Annotated in this window: 20 protein-coding genes; 2 read left to right on the top strand and 18 right to left on the bottom strand. The window is 66.0% G+C overall.

The features are described 5' to 3' along the window. Nucleotides 1–1,050 precede the first annotated feature (1,050 nt). The 9 genes from ACTAQI_RS04760 to ACTAQI_RS04720 all read right to left on the bottom strand — a co-directional run bounded on the left by ACTAQI_RS04760 (nt 1,051) and on the right by ACTAQI_RS04720 (nt 10,104). Entirely contained in the window at nt 1,051–1,956 is a 906-nt protein-coding gene (locus ACTAQI_RS04760) for an alpha/beta hydrolase (protein WP_457949898.1), read from the bottom strand. Next, the gene (locus tag ACTAQI_RS04755; RefSeq protein WP_457949896.1) at nt 1,953–2,612 is read right to left on the bottom strand and encodes a TetR/AcrR family transcriptional regulator; all 660 of its coding nucleotides are present in this window, start codon (nt 2,610–2,612) and stop codon (nt 1,953–1,955) included. The genes ACTAQI_RS04760 and ACTAQI_RS04755 overlap by 4 nt, the downstream gene beginning before the upstream one ends. Beyond that, nucleotides 2,609–4,204, bottom strand: a complete 1,596-nt coding sequence (locus ACTAQI_RS04750) for a class I adenylate-forming enzyme family protein (protein WP_457949895.1) — start codon at nt 4,202–4,204, stop codon at nt 2,609–2,611. The genes ACTAQI_RS04755 and ACTAQI_RS04750 overlap by 4 nt, the downstream gene beginning before the upstream one ends. Beyond that, nucleotides 4,201–5,430 (bottom strand): branched-chain amino acid ABC transporter permease, encoded by a 1,230-nt coding sequence (locus ACTAQI_RS04745; protein WP_457949893.1) that lies wholly within the window; start codon nt 5,428–5,430, stop codon nt 4,201–4,203. The genes ACTAQI_RS04750 and ACTAQI_RS04745 overlap by 4 nt, the downstream gene beginning before the upstream one ends. Beyond that, nucleotides 5,427–6,302 (bottom strand): branched-chain amino acid ABC transporter permease, encoded by an 876-nt coding sequence (locus tag ACTAQI_RS04740; RefSeq protein WP_457949891.1) that lies wholly within the window; start codon nt 6,300–6,302, stop codon nt 5,427–5,429. The genes ACTAQI_RS04745 and ACTAQI_RS04740 overlap by 4 nt, the downstream gene beginning before the upstream one ends. Next, on the bottom strand, nt 6,299–7,072 hold the full coding sequence (locus ACTAQI_RS04735) for an ABC transporter ATP-binding protein (protein ID WP_457949889.1): 774 nt from the start codon (nt 7,070–7,072) through the stop codon (nt 6,299–6,301). The genes ACTAQI_RS04740 and ACTAQI_RS04735 overlap by 4 nt, the downstream gene beginning before the upstream one ends. After that, complete coding sequence (locus ACTAQI_RS04730; protein WP_457949887.1) at nt 7,069–7,833, bottom strand: ABC transporter ATP-binding protein; 765 nt, start codon at nt 7,831–7,833, stop codon at nt 7,069–7,071. The genes ACTAQI_RS04735 and ACTAQI_RS04730 overlap by 4 nt, the downstream gene beginning before the upstream one ends. A gap of 7 nt (nt 7,834–7,840) precedes the next feature. Beyond that, entirely contained in the window at nt 7,841–9,034 is a 1,194-nt protein-coding gene (locus ACTAQI_RS04725; protein WP_457949885.1) for a substrate-binding domain-containing protein, read from the bottom strand. A 494-nt stretch (nt 9,035–9,528) separates the two neighbouring features. Continuing rightward, the gene (locus ACTAQI_RS04720) at nt 9,529–10,104 is read right to left on the bottom strand and encodes a TetR/AcrR family transcriptional regulator C-terminal ligand-binding domain-containing protein (protein WP_457949883.1); all 576 of its coding nucleotides are present in this window, start codon (nt 10,102–10,104) and stop codon (nt 9,529–9,531) included. A 112-nt stretch (nt 10,105–10,216) separates the two neighbouring features. Here ACTAQI_RS04720 and ACTAQI_RS04715 point away from each other — a divergent pair, with 112 nt between their 5' ends. Together ACTAQI_RS04715 and ACTAQI_RS04710 are read left to right on the top strand one after the other, a co-directional pair. Then, complete coding sequence (locus ACTAQI_RS04715) at nt 10,217–11,428, top strand: MFS transporter (RefSeq protein ID WP_457949881.1); 1,212 nt, start codon at nt 10,217–10,219, stop codon at nt 11,426–11,428. An 11-nt stretch (nt 11,429–11,439) separates the two neighbouring features. Continuing rightward, nucleotides 11,440–12,300 carry a 3-hydroxyacyl-CoA dehydrogenase family protein gene (locus ACTAQI_RS04710; protein WP_457949880.1) on the top strand — a complete coding sequence of 287 codons (861 nt, stop codon included), beginning with the start codon at nt 11,440–11,442 and terminating at the stop codon, nt 12,298–12,300. A 75-nt stretch (nt 12,301–12,375) separates the two neighbouring features. Here ACTAQI_RS04710 and ACTAQI_RS04705 read toward each other — a convergent pair whose 3' ends face one another. From ACTAQI_RS04705 to ACTAQI_RS04665, 9 genes are all read right to left on the bottom strand, one after another. Beyond that, the gene (locus tag ACTAQI_RS04705) at nt 12,376–13,179 is read right to left on the bottom strand and encodes an SDR family NAD(P)-dependent oxidoreductase (protein WP_457949878.1); all 804 of its coding nucleotides are present in this window, start codon (nt 13,177–13,179) and stop codon (nt 12,376–12,378) included. 10 nt (nt 13,180–13,189) lie between these two features. Beyond that, nucleotides 13,190–14,794: a class I adenylate-forming enzyme family protein gene (locus tag ACTAQI_RS04700; protein WP_457949876.1), complete on the bottom strand. Its 1,605-nt coding sequence runs from the start codon at nt 14,792–14,794 to the stop codon at nt 13,190–13,192. Beyond that, the gene (locus ACTAQI_RS04695; protein WP_457949874.1) at nt 14,791–16,089 is read right to left on the bottom strand and encodes an MFS transporter; all 1,299 of its coding nucleotides are present in this window, start codon (nt 16,087–16,089) and stop codon (nt 14,791–14,793) included. The genes ACTAQI_RS04700 and ACTAQI_RS04695 overlap by 4 nt, the downstream gene beginning before the upstream one ends. A gap of 169 nt (nt 16,090–16,258) precedes the next feature. Further along, nucleotides 16,259–17,416 (bottom strand): PucR family transcriptional regulator, encoded by a 1,158-nt coding sequence (locus ACTAQI_RS04690; RefSeq protein WP_457949872.1) that lies wholly within the window; start codon nt 17,414–17,416, stop codon nt 16,259–16,261. Next, on the bottom strand, nt 17,409–17,645 hold the full coding sequence (locus ACTAQI_RS04685; protein ID WP_457949870.1) for a hypothetical protein: 237 nt from the start codon (nt 17,643–17,645) through the stop codon (nt 17,409–17,411). Before ACTAQI_RS04685 ends, ACTAQI_RS04690 begins: the two co-directional genes overlap by 8 nt. Before the next feature lie 356 nt (nt 17,646–18,001). Further along, nucleotides 18,002–19,003, bottom strand: coding sequence for a zinc-binding dehydrogenase (locus ACTAQI_RS04680; protein WP_457949868.1), 1,002 nt, complete (start codon nt 19,001–19,003; stop codon nt 18,002–18,004). A 45-nt stretch (nt 19,004–19,048) separates the two neighbouring features. Continuing rightward, nucleotides 19,049–19,594, bottom strand: a complete 546-nt coding sequence (locus tag ACTAQI_RS04675; protein WP_457949866.1) for an NAD(P)H-dependent oxidoreductase — start codon at nt 19,592–19,594, stop codon at nt 19,049–19,051. Continuing rightward, entirely contained in the window at nt 19,591–20,460 is an 870-nt protein-coding gene (locus ACTAQI_RS04670) for an SDR family NAD(P)-dependent oxidoreductase (RefSeq protein ID WP_457949864.1), read from the bottom strand. The genes ACTAQI_RS04675 and ACTAQI_RS04670 overlap by 4 nt, the downstream gene beginning before the upstream one ends. A gap of 258 nt (nt 20,461–20,718) precedes the next feature. Next, a complete protein-coding gene (locus ACTAQI_RS04665; RefSeq protein WP_457949862.1) occupies nt 20,719–21,720 on the bottom strand; it encodes an alcohol dehydrogenase in 1,002 nt (333 codons plus the stop codon). Nucleotides 21,721–21,779: the final 59 nt, after the last annotated feature.

The following is a 21,779-nucleotide window of genomic DNA, read 5'->3' as shown; positions in this document are numbered from 1 at the left end:
TCCCACGTTGTCTTGGAAAAGCTCTTGGATCGAACCCTGCCACTTCTGTCTTAGCGCAACGTTGACCCCGTCGGGTCCCGATCACTGCAAATTGCAGCGCGGAGTCTCTCGAGCCGGGACGACCGTAGGCCCAATCCCCGCCGCTTGGTCCAAGCACTCGGTGTGTCAGAAGGCCGAGCCCGTTCCTGGGCGTCGTAGTGGCCCGCTCCCCCACAATTTTGTGCGACCTGCAGCCAAGCCTGCTTCGCCTTTATCCTTCTGTTCTTCACTGGGCCGTTCCCCGCCGCAGTCAGGGCGCCACATGGGGCCCTTGATCCGACATGCCCTTCCGTGCTCCTAGCCAGCAGGGACTCTCATAAAGCAGACGTAAGTGTGGACACTGTCCACACCCAATTTGGCAGGACAAATCGAGCGCATACGGCTCCGGCGGCGGTTGCAAGGAGCCCCTCAAGAAAATTGCCGTACCAACGGCGGCTACGTCATGTTGTACCCGCCACCTCGGACCATGAATAGGTGTTGGACAACCACGCCCACCACACAGAACCGAAACGAGGAAGCATCTAACCGCACCACAGCAGGCGGAAGGCCCACCAGCCAGGGACTTGAACCCGCCACCCCACACACCTGAACAGGCCCCGCGGGGGCCAGGCCACAGCCCGCGACCCAACCCGTCAGATGACGCGACCGCAAGCTTTGTTAACACGTCAAAGCAAAATTGCCTCTGACGAGGCAATATGTCGTGCCCGAGGTGGGACTCGAACTGCATTCCACGGCTTGAAAACACTGGGAAGTCGCGGAAACATGCGGAATCCGGGGCAGTTCGAAGGCAGTAGCAGCCGATCCGGAGCCAGAGAGTGTGGACAAAGTCCACACTCTCTTTTTGGCCCTCTTTCGGCCCCCAGTCCCTTCACGAGAATGGAGGCTGAGGAACACCCGTTCCAGATCGCATCCCCTGCAGGTGACGGAATCTTAATTATCGGCGTTTGAAAATCGCTCGGAGAGACGGCAGTCAGAACTCCTGGCCATTGACCTTTCACGTGCTGGCGCCGCTCACATTCCGGCCAGGGCGGCGCGGACACTCTCGGCAACAGCAGCAGCGCCCGTCTGGCCCATGATGATGGTGTAGTGGTTGACGTCCGGCACCTGCGTGACTCGCAGCGCGGGAAGCTTCGCTGCCCACGACTCCAGGTATCCGGGGGCATAGAGGGCCGTCGGTTCGTTCAGCAGTCCCCGGGGCGCCCGGAGGACATCGGTGTTTACCGTCAGGCGGTTCAGTGCCGCCAACAGCGAAGCACCGCGGTGCAGGTCCGCCGTATCTTCCGCCATCGCCTCGTACCGCGTGGCGGGCCGAAGTTCCGGCTCTTCGCCGGTGAGGTCGTAGTCCACATACGCATCCACGAGCGGACCCCAGTCGGCGCTGAAGGCGGGGTGCTGCCTCCAGAAGGAACGGTAGACCTCACGGCTCGGGAAGGTGGCATTGAGCCGCTCGGCAGCAGGACCCAGGACCGAGGAGATGACTTCCTCGTCCGAAAGGCCGGCCGGAACCTGCAGGGGCAGGCCCCCGTCCACCAGTACCAGCGAACGGATGCGTTCCGGGAACAGGTCCGCAAGGACAAGCGATGCGAAGCCGCCCATAGAGTGCCCCACCACGACCAAGGGCCCATCCGCCAGGTCCTCGAGGACGGCCGCCAGGTCCTGTGCGTGCGTGGTCATTCCGTATGGTCCGGGCAACTGGTTGCTGCGCCCGCGCCCGCGCAGGTCCGGAGCGATGATCTGGACGTCGGGCAGGGCTTCGGCGAGATAGGCCCATGACTTGTGGGAAGCGGTGACACCGTGGACAGCAAGGACGGTTGGAGCGGCAGGATCATCCGGGCCCCAGATGGCAGTGTGGAGTGTTCCGCCGCGCACCGCCACTTCCGTCGTGCGGTAGGTTTCTTGGTTGGCTGTCTGGGTCATGGCAACGTCCCTTCCTGGGGCGGGGTGGTTGTGGTGGCGGAGTCAGGAGCAAGGCCCCGCTCGATGAACTGCATCATTTCTTCAAATACTGCTTCGGGTACCTCGGGTCTTGCTCCCTCGACCGGCGGTGCGCCTTCCTCGTCCCACAGGACCCAGCGCATGCCGATTAGTTCGCCGATGCCCATCAGGGCCCACGCTGCGACGGTGGGGTCCATGTCCCTGACTTCCCCGCTGGACTGCGCCGCCTTCAGCCCTTCGATGTAGCCGTTCACGATCCGGGTGTAATGCAGCCGCAAAGCCCCCGGGGAAACGAACTCGGCCTGCCGGATGATCCGGTACAGCGCCGGGTGCTGGGCAGTGAAGCGGAAGAACGCGCGGAAACCTGCCCGTTCCGCTTCCATGCGGTTGGGGGCATTTCGTGCCGCGTCGGTCATGGCGTGGCGGACCCGGCGGTTGAGGTCCTCCACCACTTCATCGAAGATGGTCTGCTTGCCGTCGAAGTACAGGTAGAAGGTCCCGAGCCCGACGCCGGCCGCCTCGGTGATCTTCACGATCGAGGCGTCGTGATAGCCCACCGATGCGAACACCGCTTCGGCTGCTTCCAGCAGCTTGGCCCGGGTGCGGTTTCCCCTGGCGGTGCGCGGTGCCGTGCTCATGGCCGGCCTCCCGCCGCGGGTTCGTGTCCGGGGGCGGGACGTCCGGACAAATCCTGGCGCAGCTTGGCGCGCAAAACCTTGTTCAGCGCCGTCCGCGGCAGGCCTGACACCATCTCGATCCGTGCCGGGACCTTGAATCGGGCCAGCTGTGAGCTGCAGTGCTCCAGCAGTTCCTGTTCGTCCGTGACCATGCCGGGGCGGACCACCACGAAGGCCAGGCCGCTTTCGCCCCAGCGAGGGTCCTCCACTCCCACCACGGCTGCCTGCCCAACTGCGGGATGGCCCAGGAGGACGGCCTCGACTTCGGACGGCGCCACGTTCTCGCCGCCGGAGATGTAGATGTCCTTGAGCCTGTCCACCACCCTGATGTAGCCCTCGGCGTCCCGTTCCACGAGGTCGCCGGAGTGCAGCCAGCCGCCGGCCAGGACGGCTGCGGTGGCTGCGGGATCCCGATAGTAGCCGGCAAACACGCCCGGGCCGCCCACCAGGAGCTCACCGCTGGCCGCACCTTCAAGGATTTCGCCGGTGGCCGGATCAGCGACCGCCACGGACACATGCGGATACGGTTTGCCGGAGTACCCCACCATCCGTTCGGCGTCCTCGTTGGGCAGGCAGAGCACGTTGGGTGACGCCTCGGTCAGCCCGTAACCCTGGCTCAGCGCCACTCCCCTGCGGTGCCAGATCCGCAGCAGCGGCGCAGGCATCGGTGCGCCACCCGCCACGGCATGCCGGAGGCTGCCGAGCTCGGCAGTGGCGAAGTCCGGATGCTCGGCAAGCATGAGGTACTGGGTGGGGACCCCCATCAGCATAGTGACGCGGCGTTCCGGTATCAGCTGCAGGACCCGGCCGGGATCGAACCCGCGTTCGAGGACCACGGTGGCACCCACCCACCAGGCCAGCAGTTGCTGGATGTTCCAGCCGCCCACGTGGAACTGTGGCAGTACGGCCAGCACCACGTCGCTGCTACCCATGTCCAGGGTGCGTGACAGCGAGAGGTTGTTCCAGAAGCAGTTTGCGTGCGTCAGTACTGCAGCCTTGCTGGCCCCCTCGGTTCCGGAGGTGAAGATCATCAAAAGGGCGTCGTCGTCGTGCACGTCCCGCCGAAAGGTGGTTTCCGGCGCCGGTGTTACCCGCGTGGGCGGCGGCACGGATTTCTCCGCGCCGCCGGGCCCCAGCGAGGAGCCGCGCAGGCGGTGCGGGAGCAGGGCGCAGGCTGCAGCCCCAGGTGCCTCAAGGTCGTCTTCCATGAGCAGCAGTTGCGGCTCGGCGAGTTCCAGCTGCAGGGCCAATTCCCGGGGCGAGAGTCGCCAGGACAGGGGTACGAGGACCAGGCCTGCCTTGGCGCAGGCGAAGAAGGCCACCACGTGGTCTGAGCTGTTGCCGGTCAGGGTGGCTATGCGGTCGCCGATCCGGTACCCGGCAGCCCGGAAACCGGCGGCCAGGGCTTCGGCGCGGCGTTCCAGTTCGCGGTAGGTGAGGGTGCAGCCGCGGTCGTCAATGGCGATCCGGTGGGGTGTGGCCTGGCTGCGATCTGTGGTCCATCGGCCAAGGGTGTGCAACCCATCGCCGGTGGGTCCGGTGGTGACGGTCATGCAGCGTCCTCCAGGATGTTGCGGGGTGTTTCGGCGCCGCCGTTCCCTGGCCGCCTGCGGCGCCTGCGGCCCAACCGTTCCGCGGTACCGGCCAAGCCCCCGGGAAGGAAAAGCACCACAAGGATGAAGAGCGTGCCGAGGATAAACAACGGTTCAGACAACGGTACCCGCAGGATATCCGGGAGGGACTTGACGGCCTCGGAGTTGGCGAGGGCAGTCAGGCGCTGGTCGAGAATGGTGTAGAACACGCCGCCGATCACGGCCCCCCAGCGGGACCCGACGCCGCCCAGCACCACCATCACCAGCAGCGTGATGGTCAGGTCCGAGGAGATCGCCCGTGGGATAGCGCCGCTTTGCAGCAGCAGGAAGACCATGCCGATCACACTGACCAGGATCGCGGAGAGCACAAAGATCAGCAGTTTGACCAGGTAGGGCTGCAGACCGAGGACGCGGACCCGCAGTTCGTTTTCGCGGACCGCGGCGGCGGCGTGGCCGGCCCGGGAGGACTGCACCCAGGTGACGATCACGAACACGGCCACCAGCACGGCCAGCGCCAGCCAGTACAGGTTGCGGGTGTTGACCACCCCGACCAGAAAGTCAGGCAGGTTGTCGGTGCGCAGCGTCAAGCCCTCATCCCCGCCGGTTTTGCCGTCGGGGTTGCGTCCCACAATCACGGAACCGGCCTGGGCGAAAGCAAGGGTGACCATGGCGAACGGGATGCCGCTGACGCGCAGGCTGATGCTGCCCACCACGTGGGCCAGCACAATGACGACCAGCAGGGTGAGCCCCATGGCCGGCAGCAGCGGGATGTCCAGGTTCTGCAGGATGATGGCCAGCCCGTACACTCCGGCGCCGAAGTAGAGCGCATGCCCGAAGGACAGCAGGCCGGCAACACCGAGGAGCAGGTGGTAGGTAAGGGCCGCGGCAGCCATCAGCATACACATGGCCAGCAGCTGCAGGGATCCCGGGGTGTAGCTGGGGCCGGGCAGCACACCGGGCAGCGAGATGTTCAGGAGCGGAAGCAGGACCAGGAGCAGCACGCCGGCCAGACCGGCAGCCCATGCCGCGAGGCGGCGGCCGGTGATGCCAAGACGGCCGGTCCCCGGGGCGCCGCCGGACGCTCCCCCTGCCCCGCGCCTGCCGGTCCGGCGTTTCCCCGGCTGGAGGGTGGCTTGGCTGCCGGCCGCGGGCCGGCCGGTGCTGTTGGTATCAGTGTCGGTGGTCATGCGGTTCTCCCGAGCAGGCCGGTGGGACGGAACAGCAGTACGAGCGCCAGCGCCAGCACCACGACGAAGTCGCCGGTGCCGCCGAGGTAGAAGTTCGCGAACTGCTGCAGGACGGCGACGGCGACGGCGGCGATGGCCGCGCCGGTCAGCGAGCCGAGCCCGCCGATCACAGTGACGATGAAAGCGAAGATCAGCAGCGAGCCGCCGAGCATCGGTGAAACGTAGCCGAAATAGTGCGAGGCGAGGACGCCGCCGAGTCCGGCCGCCGCCCCGCCGATGGTGAAGACGAGGGTGAAGGCCTTGCGGACGTCGATTCCGAGGGCGGTGACCATGGACCGGTTTTCGACGCCGGCGCGGATGATCATGCCGTAGCGGGTCTTTTTCAGGAAAAACACCAGGGCCAGCAGCACCAGGACGGCGGCAACGATGCAGACGAAGCGGTCATTGGGAATGCGGGCGCCGAGGATGTCCGTGGTGTTCTTGAACCAGGCGGGGCCTTGGATGTAGACCGGGTCGGTGCCCCAGATGCCGTCGAAGAGGGCCACCGCGGCGAGTGAGAGGCCCAGGGTGATGAGCACCTGCTCAATGTGGCGCTGGTACAGCCGGCGGATCAGGACGAACTCGGTGAAGGCGGCGAAGGCAGCCCCGGCCGCTGCCCCGATGATGAGGGACAGCAGGAAGATACCCCAGTTGTCGGAGCCCGCACGGCGGGCAATCTCCCAGCCGGTGAAGGCTCCCAGGGTCAGGAAGGCCCCGTGTGCGAAGTTGAGCACGCCCATCAGCCCGTAGATCAGGGACAGCCCGGCAGCCACGAGGAAGTACAGCGCACCCAGGCCAAGGCCCGTGAACAGCAGCAGGATGACGGTGCTCACAGGGCAGCGCCTTTCTCGACCGGGTCCCCGTGGGACGCCGCGTCGGCGGAGACACCGAGATGTCTGTGGATCAGCCCGGCGTCGTCAAGGAAGTCAAGGGCACGGCCGGTGTGGACCACGCGTCCGCCGGAGAGCACGACGGCTCCCTCCGCGAGCTGCCGGACCACCTGCAGGTTTTGTTCAACGAGCAGGATCGGGACCGTCTTGGCTGCTTCGGCCAGCGTTTCGGCCACCTCGCCGACGATCTTGGGGGCAAGCCCCTTAGTGGGCTCATCGACCAGCAGGATTTTGTTGGTGTTGAGCAGCGCCCGGGCCAGGGAGACCATCTGCTGCTGTCCGCCGGAAAGCGTTCCGGCCATCTGCGAAGCGCGGGCCAGCAGGTCCGGGAAGAGTTCCTCCACCAGTTGCCGGCGCGGGTTGGCGTCGCGTTCGGCGAGCCGGAGGTTCTCCGCTACGGTCAGCTCGGAAAAGACTTCGCGGTCCTCCGGGACGTAGCCGACGCCACGCTGGATGATCCTGAAGGTGGCTTCCTTCTCGATACGATCACCGGCCAGTTCCACGATGCCGGCGCGGTCGATCAGCCCGATGATGGCTTTGATGGTGCTGGTCTTGCCGACGCCGTTGCGGCCCAGCAGTGCGGTAATGCCGGTGCCCGGCACGGTGAAGGAAACGTTCTCGACGACCTGCTGGCCGGCGATCCTGGCGCTGAGCCCGTCGACCCTAAGGATGGGCGCGGCCTCGGCGGCGCGGTGTTCGGCTGCGGTGCTCATACTGGTTCTCCGAGGTAGGCGCTCTGCACGGTGGGGTTGGCCATGACGGCGTCGGGGCTGTCCAAGGCCAGCAGGCTGCCGTGGTGCATCACGGCCACCCGGTCCACCAAGCCCAGCACGACATCCATATGATGCTCGACCATCATCACGGTGCAGCCGCGGTCCCGGTGCATTCCCCGGATGATCGCGGTCAGGGACGGGACGTCCCCCGATGCCACCCCGGCCATCGGTTCATCAAGGAGTACTACGGCGGGATCGGTCGCCAGCAGCACGGCGATTTCCACCTTGCGTTTCTCGCCGTGCGAGAGGTCCCCCGCCGCCGTCGTCAGCTTGCCGGTGAGGCCAACTTCGGCGATGGTGCCCCGGGCGATCCTCGTGGCCTCGTCCGAGGCCGAGGGGAAACGCAGAATGCTGAAGCTGCCGCCCAGTTTCGCCTGGGCGGCCAGCCTGACATTTTCGAGCACGCTGAGCCGCGGGAACAGGTTGGAGGTCTGGAACGTCCGGCCCAGCCCTGACGAGGCCCGGCGGTGGATTGGGGCGGCGGTGATCTCCCTGCCATTCAGCGCGATGCTGCCCGCAGTGGGCCGCAAGACGCCGGAAATCAGGTTGAACAAGGTGGTCTTGCCGGCCCCGTTGGGGCCGATAACGCCAATCATTTCGCCAGCGGCGACCGTGAAGCTCACATCCTGCAGGATGCGGGCACCGCCGATCTGCAGACCGAGGCCGTCCACCGCGAGGGCGGGCAGGGCTGGGTTGCTCATCCGGGCCCTACTTCTTTTCCGGCGGTGCGACGGTGTCGCCGGGGATGGCCTTGACCAGCTGCGGGGACCAGGTGTCACCCTTCTGGACCAGCTTTGCCTGGTACATGTCCTGGATCAGTGCGTGGTCCGAGGCGCGGACGGTTTCCTTGCCCTTGGGGCCGTCAAAGCTGAAGCCTTCAAGGGACTTGACCATGGCGTCCGGGTCGGTCCCGCCGCCTTCCTTGATGGCTTGAGCGATGAGCTGGCCGGTGACGAATCCGTCGGGGGTGAAGAGGTCGGCCTTGCCGCCCGCTTTTTCGACGGCCGCGATCATTTTCTTCTCCACCTCGGTGCCGGAGGCGCCCGGGAAGTAGTGGCTCAGGAAGCTGATCTTGGAGCTTGCCGGGCCGTAGGCGCCGAAGCTGGACGCGTCGCCCAGGCCGGTGACGACGGGAGCGGCATCAAACACTCCCTGCTGGCTAAGCGACTGCCACATGGTGCCGGTGGTGGCACCCGCCCAGGCCACGAAAACCATGTCCGGCTTGGCGTCCAGAAGCTGGCGTGCGAAGGGGGTGAGTTCCTGGTTTTCCGGGACGAGCACCGAGCTCACGGTGGCGCCCTTGGCTCCCAGCACGGCCTTGACCGCGGCGACGTTGCCCTGGCCGAAGGCGTTGTCCTGCGCGAATACGACGACCTTCTTGCCGTTGGGGTCGATGAAGGTGCCGGCGGTGGCGACGTCCTGCAGGCTCTGGCGTCCGGAACGGAAGGTGTACTTGTTGACGCCTTGGATTGCGTCGGTGGCAGCAGCGCCGGAGATATAGAGAATCTTGTTCTGCTGGGCCTGCTCGGCAAGCTTGACGGCGATACCGGAGGACGCGGTGCCGCCGATGATCTTGTAGCCCTTGCCGATCATGTCCTTGGCGGCGGTGACCGCCTTGTCCGGGTCGCCGGCGTCGTCTGCGTAGGTCAGGTTGATCTTGGCGCCGTTGATCTCGCCGGTGCCGTTCGTAGCGTAGTCGATGCCGGCCTGCAGACCTTGGTAGTAGGTTTCGCCATAGGCAGCGAGGGCACCGGTCTTGGAGTAGATGATGCCAACGTTGACCGGTGCGGCCGCACTGCCGGAGCCGGACGGAGTGCCTGCGCCCGCCGTTGGTGCGCAAGCAGTGAGGGCCAGCCCGGACGCCACTACGGCGGCCATCAAAAACTTCTTTGTTTCCTTCACGGGATGCCTTTCGGTGAAAATCCGCGGGGTGTGGTGTGGGAGGTAAGCGTCCCTCGTACCTGAAAGGTGATTCAGATTACAGTAAATGTAGAGTCAACCCTCGGTTGTGTCAACGGAAACTCGCGAGGACCTGCCGTCGTTGGGCACTGTCCTCGTCAAGAATGCCGCGCAACTGCCCCCGTAAAGTCGCAGGGAGGGCATGACCCCATACCCGGTGCAGCGCAGCAGTCCGCTCAGTTGGGTCTGGACCTTGTCATCGCCGAGATTCCTGCCGCGGCGTGCTGGCCGACGTCACAAGTGCGGACGGGCTCTGCCGCCCCTGCCCGGGTAGACCTCGCCGTCCAGATAATTCCCGCCGCTACGCCCGTGTGCGGCTGGCGTTTTCGCAAACGCTGCCCAGCGTGCTCGAACAGACCAGCGTCGGATTGCCGCGACCGATATCGACAGCCAAATCCAAGTGCCGACCACGTTTGCATCAAGGAGGGTCGTGGAATCTAATTCTCGGCAGGGCCCTTCGACCGCTCCCCCAGTAGCCGGTTGATTCGGTCCTGGACCCCCAGGGCGGCTGCGGATTCATGGTTGAAGAGAATCCGATAGATCACCGGGGCGACCACAGCGTCGACAATCTCCGATGTCGCCGGCGCTCTTTCGCCGCGGCGTCCGGCCAGCCTGCGAATCTCTTCGACGTGGTCCTGCATGGACTGGAAGTAGTCGCGGGTTACTGCGCCGTCCGCGAGCATATCCCTGAGCACCTGACGCCCCAGCGGCGACGAGAATTCCTCCACGTAGGGGACGAACCAGGCCTCCATATCGCCCCTAAGTGTGCCGGTGTCCTCCACTTGCTCCGGCAGCATCCGGTTAGAGGCGACGGCGGCGAGGAGCTTCGGAAGGTCGCCCCACCTCCGGTAGATGGTGGAGGAATTCACACCGGCGCGCTCTGCGACCTGTGGGACCGACAAAGCCGAGCGATCGCCGTCGTTCTCATCAAGCAGAGACCGGACGGCTTGGTGAACAGCCTGCTGGACGCGGGCACTGCGGCCACCTGGGCGGGGAGTCGCTGTCGCCATCATCACACCACCTTAATGCAAAAAATAAGCGTTAGCGACGCTACTCAGGAGTACGCTCTTAATGCAAAGTTTATGCTTTAGAGAGGTTTGGCCCTTGGGGCAGGCAGGGAGAGCAATGAAAAACCAAGGGGCAGCGTTCTGGCTTCACGCCGCGCTCTTAACGGTCTTTATCGGCGCCTCATCGGCGCCGTCGCCGCTGTATGAGTTCTACGCACGGGAGTGGGGCCTGGGGTCCGCTGCCGTGACGGTGGTCTTTGCCGTGTATGCGGTAGCAGTGCTGATGACCTTGTTGGTGGTGGGGTCGCTGGCAAACCATGTGGGCACCCGGCCGGTGCTGCTAGGTGCGGTGGTGCTTCAGATCGGCGCGATGATGACGTTCGCCTTCGCGCCGGGTCCGGAGGTGCTGCTTGCGGCGCGGGCGCTGCAGGGTGTTGCCACCGGGGCGGCCATGGGTGCTGCCGGCGCGGCGCTGTTGGCATTCGAGGGTACGGCCCGGCGCGGCCGCGGCTCGCTGGTCAATAGCGCGGCCTCCCCGGTGGGGCTCTCCATCGGTGCCCTGGGATCCGCTTCGCTGGTGCGTTTCCTTCCTGAGCCGACCAAGACCGTCTACTTCTTCCTCGCGGCTCTGCTCCTGGTCCTCGGAACTGCGCTGCTGTGGCTGCCCAGCGCGGGACGGAAGTCACCCGGCTGGCTGCGGTCCCTGGTCCCCCAAGCGAGAATTCCCAGTTCCGCCCGCAAGACGATGGGCGCGACCATGCCGGTGGCAGCAGCCACCTGGGCGCTCGCAGGCTTCTACCTCTCGCTGGGTCCCGCCCTCGCCCACTCGATTACAAAGGAGAACTCGGTACTGGTCGGCGGGCTCGCCCTGTTCGCCCTCTTCGTTCCGGGGGCGCTGGCAATCCTCGTCGTGCGCCGCTGGTCCGATCGCAGCACTCTCCTGACCGGCGTAGTGTCCCTGATCGCCGGTATATCCCTGACCGTCCTGGCCGTCCAGCTAGGATCAGCGCCGTTGTACTTTGTCGGGACCATGGTTGCCGGCGTCGGCTTCGGCAGCGGCTACTTCGGGGCGATGCGCATGACGCTGCCGCTGTGCGGCCCGCACGAACGCACCGGCATGCTCTCCAGCATCTACCTGATCTGCTACCTCGGCTTTAGCATTCCGGCCGTGGCGGCGGGGCTGCTGGTCGCCGTGGCCGGAATGAAGGGCACCACGCTACTGTACGGTGCCGCGCTCGTGCTGGCCGCCATCCCCGCCCTGATCATCACGGCCAAGGGCACCCGCATCAACCACATCACGCCGGCTGCTGAAGCAGCAGCGGCATCCTGAAAGGAACCGACATGACCTTCACCCTACCCGCCGATATCGCGGGCCGGCCCATCACCGTACTGGGCGGCGGCACCCTGGGCCGCCGTATCGCGCTCATGCTCTCGCTTCAGGGCGCCGAGGTGCGGATCTTTGACACCAACGAAACCGTAGGCCAGGCCGCTGTCGACTACATCCAAGCGGAGCGTCCTGCCGCTGTTGCCGAGTTCGGCGGTACCCCCGAAGGCCGGTTCACGGCCGGCAACGACCTCCCGGCAGCCCTCAGCGACGCCTGGCTCGTGGTTGAGGCCGTGCCGGAAAGGCTTGAGCTCAAGCAGAAGATCTTCGCCGACCTTGACCGCTTGGCCGCCCCCGACGCCATCCTGGCCAGCAATTCCTCGTCCTTCGCCTCGTCCGAATTCATCGGCGGCGTGGGCACACCGGAACGCGTCCTGAACATGCACTTCTACATGCCGCCGGCCGTGCGCTCGGTGGAACTGATGTCCAGCGGCCGCACTGATCCTGCCATCCTGGACCTGCTGATGGCCGAGCTGCCCAAGTACGCCCTGGCCCCGCACCTGGTCCGCAAGGAAAGTACCGGCTTCATCTTCAACCGGGTCTGGGCAGCGATCAAGCGCGAATCCCTCCTGGTGGTGGCGGAAGGCATTGCCGATCCCGAAGACGTGGACGCGCTGTTCCTTGATGTCTTCAAGTCCAACACCGGACCGTTCCGCTTCATGGACCAGGTAGGCCTGGACGTGGTCCTCGACATCGAAAACCACTACTGCCAACTCGCAGGAATGGAGAACAAGTCGGCCCCGCTGCTGCAGGGCTACATCGACAAAGGGCGGCTGGGCGTCAAGAGCGGCCGCGGGTTCTACAGCGACTACGCCTAATCTCTGATAGCAAGGCGGGGCCCAGTTGCAGCCGTCGTGCCCTCGGGCGCCGGCCGCAACTGGCCCCGCGCCGAATCAGAAGCCCAGCGATATGCCGCCGTCCACCCGCAGCTCAATGCCGGTGATGTAGGCGGATTCGTCGCTGGCCAAAAAAACTGCTGCGTTCGCCACGTCCCAGGCCGTGCCCATGTGCCCCATGGGAACCTGGGCGTGCCGCTTCTTCAGCATCTCCTCCCGCTGCCCGGCCGCGTATGCGCCGGCCAACTCGGCGGACTCGGTGACGAACGGGGTTTCCATCAGGCCCGGGAGAATGGCGTTGATCCTGACGTGCTTCGGAGCGTACTCCGCCGCCGTCGTGCGGGTCAGGTGGTTCAGCGCCGCCTTGGAGGAGTAGTACGTGGAATACGGCACTCCTGTCCAGCGGATTCCCGCCAGCGACGAAATGTTGATGATGGAGCCGCCGCCCTGGGCCACCATATGCGGGATAACGTGCTTCATCGTCAAGAATGGCCCCTTCAGGTTGATGGCGTGGACCCGGTCCCACTCGGCTTCGTCCAGTTCGACCACGCCGCCCACCTTGGCTATCCCGACGTTGTTGTCGAGGATGTCGATCCGGCCGAATTCCTCGATGACGGACGCCACGGCGCGGCCCACGGCAGCGGAATCCGTGACGTCGAAGGCCAGATGCCGCGCCTGGCCGCCCTCGGCCGTGATCAGGTTTTCGGTCTCCTTGGCGGCAGCCTCATTGACATCGGTGCACACAACTGTGGCGCCCTCGCGTGCGAAGGCGAGCGCGGTGGCCTTACCGTTGCCCATGCCCGGGGCGCTGGAGCCGGCCCCCACAACGAGGGCAATCTTTCCCTGCAGTCGGTTCGTCATTGATGTTCTCCTAGATCTTTGATTTTTCGTTGCGCCAAAAGGTTTCGCGGATGTTCTTTTTCAGGACTTTGCCGTTGACGCTACGCGGCAGCGCCGGCACCAGGTGGACGGTTTTCGGCGCCCGGATGCTGCCCAGTTCCTGCTTGCACAGTGCGATGATTTCCGCTTCCGTAACGGTGCAGTCCTCATTGAGTTCGACGACGGCGGTCACCGCTTCGCCCCAGTCCGGGTGCGGTGCGCCAACCACCGCGCAGTCGCGCACGGACGGGTGGCCCCAGATCACCTGTTCCACTTCACTGGGGTAGACGTTGAAGCCGCCGGAGATGATCAGATCCCGCCGCCGGTCGGTCAGGTGCAGGTAGCCCTCCTCGTCGAAGACGCCGATGTCGCCGGTGTGCAACCAGCCGTCCCGCAGCGCCTGTGCGGTCTGTTCCGCGTTCTTGTAGTACCCCTTCATGACCAGGTCGCCGCGAACGCAGATCTCCCCGGGCGCACCCGCCGGAACAGCCCGCCCGTCCTCGTCGCGGATCTCCACCTGGACCAGGGGGTACGGGCGCCCGCAGGAGGAGAGTCGGGAGTCCGGGGCGATTTCACCCGCCACGAAGTGTTCGTCCGGGCGCAGGAAGGTCACCGAGGCGGGCGCCTCCATCTGTCCGTAGAGCTCCATCATGACCGGACCGATCGCTGTCAGCGCCTGGCGCAGTTTCTCGACCGACATTGGTGCCGCGCCGTAGATCAGGTAATGCAGCGAGGAAAGGTCCCGGGGCTGGTCCTTGAGTACCTCCAGGAGCCGGTAGATGACCGTGGGCGGCAGAAACAGATCCGTCACCCGGTATTGTTCGATCGCGTCGAGGACAGCGTGCGGGTGGGCCTTGGGAAGCACTACCACTGTTCCGCCCCGTGCCGTCGCCGCTAGGCTCAGCAGGCCCGCGGTGTGCGTCATGGGCGCGGCTGCCAGGTTCACCACCGCGTCTTCGGACCCGTAGTGGGCTGCCATCATCAGGTGCGTCACGAAGGCGGACAGGCTACGGTTTGTGTTCATCACGCCTTTGGGCAGGCCCGTCGTGCCGCCGGTCGGGGCGAGCGAGACCACGTCTTCCGGGGCGGCCTTTACGGCCGGCTTGGTCCTCGGCTGGCCGGTGATCCACTTACCGAAGGGGGTGGCGCCTGGTGCCGGAACGTCACCTGGCCTGTCGTCACGGGGACGGACGTCGTTTCCGGCTTCGGTTCCGAAGCGGATCCACTGCCGGACGGCGGGCAGCCGGTCCTGCAGCTTCCGCACCGCGTCGTCGAGGCCGGCGTGGAAGATCACCAGTTCGGCGTCGAATCCGGCCAGCAGCTGTGCCGTCTCGCCGGCGGGGCTCGCCGGATTGGCCGGGATCCAGGTCAGCCCGGCCCGCCAAATGCCGAGCACGCAGATCCACGCGAGCGGGTCGTTCGGGGAAAGCACGGCAACTTTGGCCTCGGGCGTGAGCCCGGCGTCCAGCAGTGCGTTGGCGATCCGGCAAGACAGCTCGCCGGCCTCGGTAAAGGTGTAACTGGTGTCCTCCTGGATATAGGCCAGGCCGTTGGGGTTGCAGCTCCAGCCGCGGTCGAAGAATCCAATAGCGCTCACTGGGGCAATCCCGTCTTGTAGCTTTCCTTGACCCGCAGGAAGACCACCGTCGTGATCGCCGCGAGGATGGTCAGGTACCAGCCGAAGGCGTCGATCATCTTGGCGTCGGCCAGCCAGGTAGCCACATAGGGGCCGGTGCCGCCGACCAGTGCCACGCCCAGGGCGTAGGGCAGGCCGATGCCGGCGGCCCTGATGCGGGCGGGGAAGAGTTCGCACATGACGGCCGAGGTGATGGACGTGTAGCAGGCCAGCAGCGTCAGCGCGGCCATCTGCACCAGCAGCAGCGACAGGAAGCTGTCCTGCAGGGCGTTGAGCAGGGGGATGGTCAGCAGTGTGAAGCCGCCGCCGAACGCCAGCAGGAGCGGCTTACGGCCGATCCGGTCCGAGAGGATGCCCATCAGCGGCTGCAGAATGGCGAAGTAGGCCAGCGAGATCAGGCCGACGAACAGCGCGTTTTTCATGTCAAAACCGACGGTGATATGCGCATAGGTGGGCAGGTAGGAGGAGAAGACGTAAAAGAACAGGGTCGGTGCGGCGTTGATGGCAAACACCAGCACGCACTCCTTCGGGTGGGTGCGCATGAACTCAAAGGCCGAGGGGCGGGAGGTCTTGGCGCTCACATGGCCGGCCACGTCCGCATCGGCCACCGCAAGCGTTTCTTCTGCGAAACGGCGGATGAACAAGCCGGCAACCGCTCCGAGGGTCCCGATGGCAAATGGCACCCGCCAGCCCCACTCGTGCATGGCATCATCGGGGAGAACAGCCACCAGTACGGCCACCGACGCGATTGCCACCACGTTACCGAGTGTCGCGCCGATGTAGAGGAAGCTTGAGAAGAATCCGCGGCGGCCTTCCGGCGCCGACTCGACCAGGAATGTTGAGGAGGCGGCGAACTCGCCGCCGGTGGACAGTCCCTGCAGCAGCCGGGCCAGCACCAGCAGGACCGGGGAGAGTACGCCGACCTGGTCGTACGTTGGGGCGAGGGCGACCAGCAGGCTGCCGATGCCCATCAACATGACGGTGGCGGTCAGCGCCTTCTTCCGCCCGAGGCGGTCCGCCACCATGCCGCCGAGCAAGCCGCCGAGCGGCCGCATAAAGAAGCCGACGGCGAAGATCGCCATCGCGCTGAGCAGCGGGACGATAGGGTCGCCGGTCTTGGGGAAGAACTGGCTGGAGAAATACAACGCCAGCATGGAATAGACGTACCAGTCGAACCATTCGACGATGTTGCCAACCGTCGCGGCCGCGAGTTGGCGGGTCCTGCTGACGGGTGGTGCTGCGGTGATGACGCTCATCCGGTGACTCCCAGATCCGATGGGCCCGGACGACAGGATCCGCATCGTCCGGCCCTCCCCGGGGCGCGGCCAGCAGGTCGTCCGGCTGTGATGCAGACCACGCTACGGAGATCTGCGTGCTTGGAAAATGGAGCCAGCCCAAAGGGAATCAGCGGGAGGTTGTGGATTTCTACAACGGGGCGCGCCCGGCGGTGCCGTTTCCGCCCTGCCAGCCTTCGAAGACCCAACAGAGTTCCACAATGGTGTCGCTGGAATCCAAGCGCATGCCGGTAACCTGCTCAAACTTTTGCAGGCGGTAACGCAGCGTGTTTTCGTGCACGGACAAGGCCTTCGCCGCGGCAGCTATACGGCGGTCGCTGGCGAGATAGTGGCGGACGGATTCCAGCACTATCCGGCCGAACTCGGCGTCGTCGGCAAAAGGGGTCAGGTAGCGCCGGCGCAGGACCGCGCTTACGTCCGGATCAGCGGCCGCGGTGCGCCACGTCAGGTCCTCCAGGCAAAACGAGCCGCCGGCCGGGCGCCGCCAGGCGGCGGCGAAGACCCTGCGGGCGACGTCGTCGGACTGTGCCAGGTCCGCCAGCGGGCGCGCCGGCCCCACTGCGACAGTGCCGGCCGCGGCGTCGGTGGTGGGTTTCGCAGTAACGAAGCCGACGACGTCGGCCGCCAGGACGGCGACCATGCCGTCGCCGCTGGGCAGGGGCGCCACGAGTGCGGCGAGGAGCTCATCCGGGGAGACACCTGCACGGGGACGTGCCCGCAAGGCGCGGTACCCGCGCCGCGGATCAATCCCGAAGTCGGCGGAGCGGGAAACCAATTCGGCGCTGGTCAAGGTTCCGGCCAGCACCGCACGCAGGTAGCCTTGGCGCCGTTCGTGGTCGCGGACGGCCTGCTGCACGCTGATCTGGCGGTAGGAATCCACCAGGGCCGCGGTATAGGAGTCACTGACCCCCCACAGCACGCGGTGTGCCGCAAGCACCTCGCGGTCGCCGAGCTGAAGCTCTTGGGCAATATCGATGAAGCGGTCCTGGATGACCGCCATGGACAACCGGTAGCCGCGCATCACGTCCTCGATCCGCAGGCCCTGGTGAAACCGGACCTGCGCCACCCCCGCTTCGAGCGCGAGCTGTGAGGACTCCGGCACGATCCCGGATTTCACCGCCTGGATGGCCATCCGCAGGTTTTGCTCGACTGAGGAGCTGATGTCCGCTTCCGCCACGCCGTGGTATCCGGCCACCTCCGCGACGCACCGCTCAACACTGCTGGCCTTCAAATACTGCAGATCCCGGAACAGCAGATCGGCCACGTGCTCGATGCTGGACTCAGCCACGGGCTGCCTCGCACCAGACTTGTGTGCCGTCGCCTTTGTGCAGCATGACGCGCTCGGCGGAGAGCAGGTACCTGACCCAGAGGACCTTCCCGTCCGGCGTCGCGAGTTCGGCCGTGGCGGCAGCCGGAAAACAGCCGGGCCGGCGTACCGTCACGGGTGCGCCGACGGCCAGCCCAAGCCAGTTGGTGACGCGTACCAGGTCAGCAGGCAGGTGCTCAGACGGCTTCAAGTACGCTGACCCTGCCAAACTGCCTCCGTATACACACGCCCGCACTCCCCTGTTCCCACACCGGACGACGGCGATGGAGGTGCCGGTGTGTAGTGGTTCCCTCTGTTCCCTGGCCCGGGCGACCGTTGATTTTCTCCATTACGTCTCCTCGTTGAGCCGGATGAGTCCACAAGATGGACATAGGCGGTCTGCGTTTGGACCTTACGATTAGCGGTGCCGAACTGTCAAGCAACTGCTTCAGGCGCCTGTAGTGTGGACTCCTGCATTACGACCCTCCACATTGTGGACAGCTTAGTGGTTTAGCCGCCACCTCCGGTTGCTGACCCGCTTAAGGCCGCCCCCGGCTGAAGGGCACGTCAGATCGGCCAAGGACCTTCCAGCCGGACCACGATCTTCCCCCTCACATGGCGCCCGGCCAGGCGGTCAAGGGCCTCAGGAGCATCCTCAAGCTCGACGATTTCGATAGGCAGCGGCGCAAGCTCGCCCTCGGCGACGAGCCGGAGCAGTTCCGTGAGCATGATCGCCAGGTCCGCCCGGCTCGCGGCGTCCCCATGTGTGTACGCTGCCCCGAGAGCGATCTCATGCAGGCTTGGGGCAATCCCAAATGGCGGCACTGCGTCCAGTGACGGCCGACCCGCAACTGCTGCGAGGCCGCCGGCGTGGCGAAGCAGCAGCAGTCCCTGCGCCGCCGACGCGGACGACACCGCGTCCACCACGATGTCGAACCCTCGATCCCCGCTGGCTGCGCGCAAGGCGGAGGCTAAATCCGCACTGCGGTAGTCAAGTACCGTCTCTGCTCCGAGGCCGCGAACGTAGGCGTGGTTGGGTGGTGATGAGGTTGCCACAACTGTGGCCCCGACGGCCGCCAGCAGCTGTACGGCAAAACCGCCGACGCCACCGGCGGCTCCCTGTACCAACGCGTACTGGCCTTTCATCACCCGGAGCCTGCGCACGACCGCCTGGTAGGCGGTCATGCCGGCACACGGCAGGCTCGCGGCAACGGCCATGCTGACTTCCGCCGGCACAACGGCCAGCACAGCGGCGGGGGCGATGACATACTCAGCCAGGCCGCCCGGCCGGCGCAGGTCCTGGTGCCACACGACTCGGGCGCCCACGGGCAAGCGCGGGTCCGGCTCCGGAGCGGCGTGGTGCACCACTCCGGCGATGTCCAGGCCTGGAACGTGGGGGTACGTCCACTCCGCGTGGCCCCCGGAGGCCACCTGGTAGTCCACCGGGTTAAGGCCCACCGCATCGACCCGCACCAGGACTTCGCCGACGGCGGGAACCGGCCGGGCCGCCACGCCCACGCGCAGCGACGACGGGGGTCCGGGCCGGTCCAGCAGGAGTGCTCGCATCATCTCACCAATCCTAGGCGGGAGGCCTTCGGCTTGATCCCTGACCGCTCAGCGTGCAGCGACAGGGACGGGCGACAGCAGCTCCCGGTAGCGCGCGGCATGCGCCGCCAGTTCCTCCGGCGTCACCCGGGGCACCGCATGCAGGACCAGCGGTTCTGCCATTTCCAGGCCGCAGAGGTGCGCGGTGGCCTCCAGCGGCCGCAGCAGTTCGGCCATGGTGAAGCGGTTGTACCCTGTCGGCGCATATGAGGATTCGGGACCGCCGGTTGAGATGACCAGTTGCAGCCGCTTACCGTGCAAGGCGTCCCCGCCGGGGCCGTAGGCGAAACCGTACGTGAGCACCTGGTCCATCCACTCTTTCAGCACGCCGGGAACGGAGTACCAGTGCCAGGGGAACTGCAGGACGATGTTGTCATGCTCGCGCAGGAGTTCCTGATCCCGGGAGGGGTCGACGCGCCGGTCGGGATAGGCGGAGGCGAGTTCATGGACGGTCACGCCGTCGAGGTCCCGGATGGCGGAGGCGAGCTGGGCGGTGATCCGGGAGGCGGCCAGGTCCGGGTGGGCTACGACGACGAGGGTGCGGTGTGCGGTCATGGAAGGTTTGTGCTTCTTTCAGAATCCGGTTCAAGGCCTACCAGGGCGGCGCTGACCTGCCAAAGGAGGTCCGCGTCAGCCTTGCTGTAACTGCGTTTGGATGATTTCTTGGCTGTGCTGTCGGCAAAGTACTGGCCCGTGACATTTTCCAGCTCAGGTGCGGAAGCAAGGTGGATCGACGTCCGGGCCCCTTCCCCCGGAGTCTTCATCCAGCGCTGGACCAACGGCGTGAGGAAAGCCTGTACCCGGCCCGGGTCCTCGGCCCCGAACGCTGTCGCCACCACACCGGGGTGCGGCGCGTTCGCCGTGACTCCGGTGCCGGCCAGCCGGGCGGCAAGGGTGTATGTGAACAGAACGTTTGCCAGTTTCGATTGGTTATAGGCCCGCTGGCCCGAGTAGGAAAGTTCGGCCTGCAGGTCCGCGAAATTCATTCGCCCCATGGCCTGCGCTCCGGAGGAGACCGTCACAACCCGGGCCGGCGCGCTCTCCTTCAGCCGCTCGAGGAGCAGGTTGGTGAGCAGGAACGGTGCGAGGTGGTTCAGGGCGAAGGTGTATTCGAGGCCGTCCGCGGTGGTGCGGCGGGTGTTCCAGAAGCCGCCCACGTTGTTGATCAAAACGTCGAGGCGGTCCAGGGCCTGCAGCACCTCGCCGGCCAGGCGGCGGACCTCCTGCTGGGAGGATAGGTCTGCAATGAAGACGTCCACGGGGGCCGACGCCACCTGGCGGATCTCCCCGGCAGCCCGGGCGGCCCGGTCAGGGTCACGTCCCGTGATGGCAATCCGTGCGCCCAGTGCCGCCAGGCCCAGTGCTGCGGCCTTGCCGATTCCGCCGGTTCCTCCGGTAATGAGGACAGTCTTTCCTGCCATTGATTGCATTGGATTCCCGTTTTCCGTTCGTTTGTCGTCGACGACCACGGCGCCGAAACGGTGCCCCGGTTCGGCGCCGGCGCCAAGAAGCCGACTGTCACGCTTGTACTTGGATGGGCCAGATCACGACAAATACCTGATCGCCACACAGGGGCCGCAGGTGGATTCCCGGAAAGTCATCTCCTCCACGGCTTGGAAGCTGCGTTGCCCGGCCTCCTCCGGGCGTATCTTTTGGAAGGAGGCCGGGCCGCGCCTGCGTTAGTCGTTGGTGAGGACGACGCGGAATCGTGCCTTGCCTGACATCATGCGGTCGAAACCTTCTGCGGCGTTTTCCAGCGGGTAGGTTTCGATCATGGGGCGCACTCCAGTGAGGGCTGCGAACCGGAGTGTGTCCTCGGAGTCTTTCGCCGTTCCCGAGGCATGGCCGGCGACGGCGCTGCTGCCCATGACGAGGTCGGCGGCGCTGACGGAGAGGGGCTCGTGGGGGACGCCGAGGACGACAAGCCGCCCGCGGGCTGCGAGGCCGGGGATGGTGGCCGACATCGAGGGGGCGTCGGTGACGGTAGCCAGGACCACGCTCGCGCCGCCGAGGCGCTTGAGTTCGGCGGCGACGTCGGTGATGGTGCTGTCGATGTAGTGGTGCGCGCCGAGTTCCTTGGCAAACGATTCCTTTTCGGCGCCCCGTGCGATGGCGACAGTTTCGAAGCCCATCTTGGCGGCGAACTGCACTCCGAGGTGACCGAGGCCGCCGAGCCCAAGGATGGCGACGAGGTCCCCCGGGCGTGCGCCGCTGTGGCGGAGTCCGTTGAATGTGGTCACGCCGGCGCACATCAGCGGGGCCGCCTCGGCGAAGCTGAGCGCTTCGGGGATTGCGGCGAGGGCTTCAGCCGGGGCCACCAGGTATTCGGCGTAGCCGCCGTCAGAGGTCAGGCCGGTGATCTTCCCTGTCTGGCAGGAGACGAAATCCCCCCGACGGCACGGATGGCATTCGAAGCATGCCCCGCCGAACCAGCCCACGCCTACGCGCTGGCCTTCGGTCCACTGTGTGACACCTTCGCCCAGGGTTGCGACGGTTCCGGCGACCTCGTGCCCGGGGGTCCTGGGGTAGGAGGAGGCGAAGCCGGCGCCGGGCATGGAGTCGCTGTGGCAGATGCCGTTGGCGGCGACCTTAATAAGGACGTGGCCCCGAGGGACCTCGGGGACGCTGAGCTCGACGGTCGCAAGGGAAGTGCCGGGAGCGGTGAATTGAATGGCTTTCATGGTGACGGTGCCTTTCGTCGGTGCAGGAGAGTGGTCAGCAGCCCGTAGGACGGGGCGCG

The organism is Pseudarthrobacter sp. alpha12b, from assembly GCF_054130495.1.
Note: the sequence above shows the minus strand (reverse complement) of the source record. Positions and strands in the feature narration are given on the sequence as shown.

Coding starts and splice junctions, on each gene's coding strand:
- ACTAQI_RS04760 (WP_457949898.1), bottom strand. CDS start 1,956: ATGACCCAGACAGCCAACCAAGAAACCTACCGCACGACGGAAGTGGCG.
- ACTAQI_RS04755 (WP_457949896.1), bottom strand. CDS start 2,612: ATGAGCACGGCACCGCGCACCGCCAGGGGAAACCGCACCCGGGCCAAG.
- ACTAQI_RS04750 (WP_457949895.1), bottom strand. CDS start 4,204: ATGACCGTCACCACCGGACCCACCGGCGATGGGTTGCACACCCTTGGC.
- ACTAQI_RS04745 (WP_457949893.1), bottom strand. CDS start 5,430: ATGACCACCGACACTGATACCAACAGCACCGGCCGGCCCGCGGCCGGC.
- ACTAQI_RS04735 (WP_457949889.1), bottom strand. CDS start 7,072: ATGAGCACCGCAGCCGAACACCGCGCCGCCGAGGCCGCGCCCATCCTT.
- ACTAQI_RS04730 (WP_457949887.1), bottom strand. CDS start 7,833: ATGAGCAACCCAGCCCTGCCCGCCCTCGCGGTGGACGGCCTCGGTCTG.
- ACTAQI_RS04720 (WP_457949883.1), bottom strand. CDS start 10,104: ATGATGGCGACAGCGACTCCCCGCCCAGGTGGCCGCAGTGCCCGCGTC.
- ACTAQI_RS04715 (WP_457949881.1), top strand. CDS start 10,217: ATGAAAAACCAAGGGGCAGCGTTCTGGCTTCACGCCGCGCTCTTAACG.
- ACTAQI_RS04710 (WP_457949880.1), top strand. CDS start 11,440: ATGACCTTCACCCTACCCGCCGATATCGCGGGCCGGCCCATCACCGTA.
- ACTAQI_RS04705 (WP_457949878.1), bottom strand. CDS start 13,179: ATGACGAACCGACTGCAGGGAAAGATTGCCCTCGTTGTGGGGGCCGGC.
- ACTAQI_RS04695 (WP_457949874.1), bottom strand. CDS start 16,089: ATGAGCGTCATCACCGCAGCACCACCCGTCAGCAGGACCCGCCAACTC.
- ACTAQI_RS04680 (WP_457949868.1), bottom strand. CDS start 19,003: ATGATGCGAGCACTCCTGCTGGACCGGCCCGGACCCCCGTCGTCGCTG.
- ACTAQI_RS04675 (WP_457949866.1), bottom strand. CDS start 19,594: ATGACCGCACACCGCACCCTCGTCGTCGTAGCCCACCCGGACCTGGCC.
- ACTAQI_RS04670 (WP_457949864.1), bottom strand. CDS start 20,460: ATGGCAGGAAAGACTGTCCTCATTACCGGAGGAACCGGCGGAATCGGC.
- ACTAQI_RS04665 (WP_457949862.1), bottom strand. CDS start 21,720: ATGAAAGCCATTCAATTCACCGCTCCCGGCACTTCCCTTGCGACCGTC.